General features: G+C 53.6%; 2 protein-coding genes. Both read right to left on the bottom strand.

Annotated elements, in window-relative coordinates; translation table 11 throughout:
* Positions 1-90: 90 nt before the first annotated feature.
* Complete coding sequence (gene gpFI, locus H8K43_RS18680) at positions 91-225, bottom strand: DNA-packaging protein FI (protein ID WP_456243360.1); 135 nt, start codon at positions 223-225, stop codon at positions 91-93.
* Positions 212-448 (bottom strand): DNA-packaging protein FI (gene gpFI, locus H8K43_RS19280; protein WP_408058566.1); only part of this gene is annotated, 237 nt, incomplete at its 5' end. The genes gpFI (H8K43_RS18680) and gpFI (H8K43_RS19280), both read right to left, overlap by 14 nt.

Below are 448 nucleotides of genomic sequence, written 5' to 3'. Positions count from 1 at the left end.
GTCATCAAGCTCCTCTTTCAGCAGTTGTACGGACACGAACTCATCAGTGTCATCAAGCTCCTCTTTCAGAGTTGTACGGACACGAACTCATCAGCTGTCATCAAGCTCCTCTTTCAGCTCTGCCACACGGAGCGCCAGTTCTTCTTTCGTCCCCGTCAGGCTGACATCACGGTTCAGTTGTTCACCCAGCGAGCGGAGACGGGCAATCAGTTCATCTTTCGTCATGGACTCCTCCACAGAGAAACAATGGCCCCGAAGGGCCATGATTACGCCAGTTGTACGGACACGAACTCATCCTGTCATCAAGCTCCTCTTTCAGTTGTACGGACACGAACTCATCAAGCTCCTCTTTCAGCTCTGCCACACGGAGCGCCAGTTCTTCTTTCGTCCCCGTCAGGCTGACATCACGGTTCAGTTGTTCACCCAGCGAGCGGAGACGGGCAATCAG

The organism is Cognatundibacterium curvum, assembly GCF_014284235.1.
In the GTDB taxonomy this organism is placed as follows: domain Bacteria; phylum Pseudomonadota; class Gammaproteobacteria; order Burkholderiales; family Burkholderiaceae_D; genus Undibacterium; species Undibacterium curvum.
Note: the sequence above shows the minus strand (reverse complement) of the source record. Positions and strands in the feature narration are given on the sequence as shown.

Bases quoted from the DNA above. Each gene is read 5' to 3' on its own strand.
- gpFI (WP_456243360.1), bottom strand. From the start codon at position 225: ATGACGAAAGATGAACTGATTGCCCGTCTCCGCTCGCTGGGTGAACAA.